We start from the raw sequence: 4,852 nt of genomic DNA on the forward strand, positions 1-4,852 counted from the left end.
GTGCTGGCGCACGCGGTGGCCCGCGCCGGTTGGCCGCCGGCCATCCCCGGCGGGCCGGCCACCTCCGGCCCGCCGCCCGTCGGGTCCGGCACGCCCGCGACCCGGCTGGTGCCGGAGCCGGTCGCCGCGGCCCGCTACTTCGCCGACGTGCTACGCCGACCGGTGCCGGTCGGGCAGGCCCTCGCCGTGTTCGACTTCGGCGGCGGCACCCTCGACATCGCCGTGGTTCGCAACGACGGAGTCGACCCGCACGGGCGGGCCCGGTTCGCGGTGATCGGCTCCGGCGGCCTCACCGAACTCGGCGGTCTCGACCTGGACGCGGCGCTGGTCGAACAGCTCGGCGCGGTGCTCGATCCGCAGGTACGGCAGCAGTTGGCCGCTCCGGCCACCCCGGCGCAGTGGCGCAACCGCCGGCAGTTCTGGGACGACGTACGCGGGGCGAAGGAGATGCTGTCCCGGGCGTCGTCGGCGCCGGTCGCCGTGCCCGGCGTGGACCGGGCGGTGCACCTGACCCGTGACGAGTTGGAGCGGGTCGCCACCCCGCTGATCGGCCGTGGCGTACAGGAGACGGCCCGGTTGGTCGCGGCCTGCGGGCTCGGGGTCGACCAGCTTGCCGGACTGTTCCTGGTCGGCGGCTCGTCGCGGGTGCCGCTGGTGGCCCGGATGCTGCACAGCGAGCTGGGGATCGCACCGACCGTGCTGGAGCAGCCGGAACTGCCGGTCGCCGAAGGCGCGCTGGCCGACCTGCCTGCGCCGGCATCCGTTCCGGCCGCGCCGTCCGCCGTCGCGTCACCCGTACCGCCGGTTGCACCCGCACCATCCCCGGTCTCACCCGCACCGTCCGGCCCGGCGCGGCGGCGTCGGCTGCCGTGGCTGGTCGGCGGCGCCGCCCTGGCCGTGGTCGCGGTGACCGTCGCCAGCGTCGTCTACCTGCTGCGGGATCCGGCCCGGCCGATCGAGTTCCGGGCGTTCAGCCAGGTCGGCAAGGCGATCACGGTGCCCGAGGACGCGGACGCCGACTTCACCCAACTGGTCGACGGCCAGGCGTACGGCGGCTACGTCCGCGACGACGGCCGGCTCGGCGTCGTCGCCGTCGACCCGGCGACCGGCGACCAGCGGTGGGACGAGGCGACGACCGTGCGCGCCGACCGGTGGTTCGGCCTGCGGGCCACCCCGGACGCGGTGATCGCCGTCGCCGACGCCTACAGCAGCGCCACCCGGCCAGTCGCGGTGCTCGACCCGACCGACGGCCGGCAGCTGTGGCACTTCGAGATTCTCGGCAAGGACCAGTTGTTCGTCTTCGACGACGTCCTCGTCTGGTCCGACGTGGATGGTGCCCGGCTGGTCGGGCTGGACCTGCGGGACGGCACCGAACGCTGGGAGCACGAAAACCCGGCCGACCAGTACGACGACACCGACACCGCGGTGTACCCGGCGGTGAGCGCCGCCGACCTGACCGGCCCGGCCGGCTTCGACGGCGCCCCCACCACGCCCGACCTGGCCGACGACCGACGGATCGTGCAGCTCACCTCGACCCGGCACGCCCGGGTGTTCGACGCGGGCTCCGGCGAACTGCTCGGCGACCGATCGAACGTGGCCGCGCCGACCGACCCGGTCGTTGTCTACGCGGGCCGGCTGGTGATCGCGCCGTCGGACAGCAGCGGATACCGGCTGGCGTCGTACGACCTGTCGACGACCGGCGAGTCGGTCAACCTCTACACCCCGGCCGACGACCAGCGGCGGCTGCAGAGCCTCACCCCGTGCGGCGGCACCCGGATCTGCCTGCTGGAATCGACCGGCTTCGGTTCCGACACCAACGAACTCGTGGTGATCGACCCGGCCGAGGACGGCGTGCAGTGGCGGGTGCCGGCCGCCGACTTCGAGGTGGTCGTGCCGGTCGGCGACCAGATCCTGCTACGCCGTACGACGACTCCCTACCTGTCGCTGCTGCTCGACTCCGACGGCGAGGAACTGCTGCGTCGTGACGGGGTGGCGGTAAGGATCGACCGGGCGAACCTGCTGTGGTTCCTGGACGACCCGGGCAGCTACCCGGAGGACGCCAGCGTCGCCGGCGTACCGGCTGCCGCACCGGCCGACCGGCTCGAACTCGGCGTACTGCAGGGCGTACGTACCGTCGCCTGCTCGTGGGACCGTGCGGTGGTCTTCTGCCCGACGGCCGACGGTTTCGTCACGCACCGGTTCATCGCCGGTTGAACCGGCGTAGCACGGCGTGCAGGGCGAACAGGGTGTAGCCGAGCAGGATCGGCGCGAGGATCGGCATGACCAGCACGGTCAGTACGGCGGCGAGACCGACCACCCCGGCGGCGGCCGGCACCGCCAGCGGTCGCCGTTCGGCGATCCGCCAGCTGGCCCGCACCGCCGCCCGCCAGCCACCGGCGCCCCGGCCGATCTCGACCACGACGAGGCCGGCGAAGCCGCCCACCAGCGCGGCAAGCAGCACGGTGCCGACCAGCATCGCCGTGCCGCCGGGCACCACCTCGGCCGAGATCAGCACGGCGTTGCCGGCGAGCAGGAGCGCGCCGACCACGGCGACCACGGTGGCGACGGCTCCGGGCAGCAGCCCGCGCCAGAATCGCCCGGCCAGGTCCCGCAGGTCCGGCCAGTGGCCGTCGACCGTCCACCGGTGGATCGCGGCGCTGGCGGTGGCCAGCGCCGCGCCGGCGGTCAGTACGGCCGCCGACGCGAGCGCGGTGACGATGCCGAGCAGCGCCAGATCGGTGGCGGCCCGCAGAGTGTCGCGCCAGTCGGCGCGGGCCGGTGCCGGGTTGTCCGGCCACTCTGCGGGAGCCATCGACGTCACCCCTTGAGGCCGCTGGTGTTGATGCCCTGTACCAGCATCTTCTGGAACGCCAGGAAGAAGAGGAAGACCGGCAGCAGCGACAGCACCGACATGGCGAACATCGGGCCGAGCGAGGTCTGCCCGGTGGAGTCGATGAACAGCCGCAGCCCGATCGGCACCGTGTAGCTCTCCACACTCGGCAGGTAGATCAGCTGGGTCAGGAAGTCGTTCCAGGTCCAGATGAACGAGAAGATCGCCGTGGTGACCAGCGCCGGCCGGGCCAGCGGCACGATGACGTACCGGAACACCCCGAACGGCGAACATCCGTCGATCTTGGCCGCGTCGTCCAGCTCCCTGGGGATGCCCCGCATGAACTGCACCATCAGGAAGACGAAGAACGCCTCGGTGGCCAGCAGCTTCGGCACGATCAACGGCAGCGGGGTGTCGATCCAGCCGAACGAGTTGAACATGATGTACTGCGGCACGATCAGCACGTGGCTGGGCAGCAGCAGCGTACCGATCATGATGGCGAACCAGAACCTGCGGGCCCGGAACTGCAGCCGGGCGAAGGCGTACGCCGCCAGCAGGCAGGAGACCGCGTTGGCGACCACGGTCGCCATCGAGATCACCGTGCTGTTCCAGAAGAACCGGCCGAACGAGATGTTGCTCAGGTAGTTCCAGCCGTCCGGGTAGTTCGCCCAGGTCGGGTCCTGCGGGATGACCGACAGGTTGCTGGCCACCTCGGTCGGTGACTTGAGTGACGAGCCCAGCACCCAGATCAGCGGGTAGAGGACCACGACCAGGATGGCGACCAGCACCGCCACCCGGGCGACGCCTCGGGCGGTGCCGCCGGCGGCCCGGCGGCGTGCGGCGCTGCCGCCGTCCGCCGTCGACATCGGAGCAGCTTCGGTAGCCATCAGTCGTTGTCTCCGTCCGAGTAGTGCACCCAGAACCGGCCGGTGCTGAAGAACAGCACCGTGATCAGGCCGATCGCGATCAGGAAGACCCAGGCCAGCGCGGACGCGTATCCCATCTGGAACTCGGTGAAGCCCTTGGTGTAGAGGTACAGCGTGTAGAGCATGGTCGAGTCGACCGGCCCGCCGGTGCCGTTGCTGATCACGAACGCGGCGGTGAAGCCCTGGAATCCGTTGATCGTCTCCAGCACCAGGTTGAAGAAGATCACCGGGGAGAGCATCGGCAGGGTGACGTTGAAGAACTGCCGGATCTTGCCGGCGCCGTCGACCGAGGCCGCCTCGTACAGCTCGGTCGGCACCTGCTTCAGCCCGGCCAGGAAGATCACCATCGGAGCGCCGAACTGCCAGATGGCCAGCACCATCAGGGTCTCCAACGCCCAGTCCGGGTCGTTGACCCACGGCTGTCCGGTGATGCCGAACAGCCCGAGGAAGTCGTTGAACGCGCCGTCGCCGCTGAACATCGCCCGCCAGATCAGCGCCAGCGCGACGCTGCCGCCGAGCAGCGACGGCAGGTAGAACAGGCTGCGGAACAGCCCGACCCCGCGGGTCTCCCGGTTGAGCAGCAGCGCGACGCCGAGAGCGGCGGCCAACTTCAGCGGTACGGCGACGAACGCGAAGATCAGCGTGACCTGCACCGAGTGGCGGAAGGTCTGGTCGTTGACGAACAGGTCCCAGTAGTTCTCGAAGCCGACCCACTCGACGAACTCCCAGGAGGACAGGATGTCGTAGTTGGTGAAGCTGAGGTAGAGCGAGAACAGCATGGGGAAGGCAGTGATCGCCATCAGCCCCAGCAGCCACGGGGACAGGAAGACGTATCCGGCCAACCCTTCGCCGTGCCGCCGGCTGCCGCCCTTGGCGCTGCCCCGCCTCCTGTTCGTGTCCGCCGGGGCAGTGTCGGTACTCGTGGCCGGGACGGGTTTCGTGGTCAGGGCCACGATCTGGCTCCTTTCTCGGATCACGGGTCGTGGTGCCCACGGCCCGGATTCCGGTCGTGGGGGGGGGGGGGGGGGGGGGGGGGGGGGGGGGGGGGGGGGGGGGGGGGGGGGGGGGGGGGGGGGGGGGGGGGGGGGGGGGGGGG

4 protein-coding genes are annotated in these 4,852 nt (G+C 71.4%); 1 reads left to right on the forward strand and 3 read right to left on the reverse strand.

Features of this window, described 5'->3' with window-relative positions; all coding sequences use genetic code 11:
* Positions 1–2,214, forward strand: a 2,214-nt coding sequence (locus ACXAHD_RS31430; RefSeq protein WP_475055062.1) for an Hsp70 family protein, incomplete at its 5' end; no start/stop codon positions are given.
* Here ACXAHD_RS31430 and ACXAHD_RS31435 read toward each other — a convergent pair.
* The 3 genes from ACXAHD_RS31435 to ACXAHD_RS31445 are packed head-to-tail and all read right to left on the reverse strand — an operon-like array spanning position 2,201 to position 4,709.
* Positions 2,201–2,812, reverse strand: coding sequence for a hypothetical protein (locus ACXAHD_RS31435; protein WP_475055063.1), 612 nt, complete (start codon positions 2,810–2,812; stop codon positions 2,201–2,203). The two genes, ACXAHD_RS31430 and ACXAHD_RS31435, sit on opposite strands and share 14 nt — an antisense overlap.
* 5 nt (positions 2,813–2,817) lie before the next feature.
* Positions 2,818–3,717: a carbohydrate ABC transporter permease gene (locus tag ACXAHD_RS31440; protein WP_281552923.1), complete on the reverse strand. Its 900-nt coding sequence runs from the start codon at positions 3,715–3,717 to the stop codon at positions 2,818–2,820.
* Positions 3,717–4,709: a carbohydrate ABC transporter permease gene (locus tag ACXAHD_RS31445; RefSeq protein ID WP_475055065.1), complete on the reverse strand. Its 993-nt coding sequence runs from the start codon at positions 4,707–4,709 to the stop codon at positions 3,717–3,719. The genes ACXAHD_RS31440 and ACXAHD_RS31445 overlap by 1 nt, the downstream gene beginning before the upstream one ends.
* Positions 4,710–4,852 lie beyond the last annotated feature (143 nt).

The sequence above is a fragment of the Micromonospora sp. ABR4_055 genome (assembly GCF_056160425.1).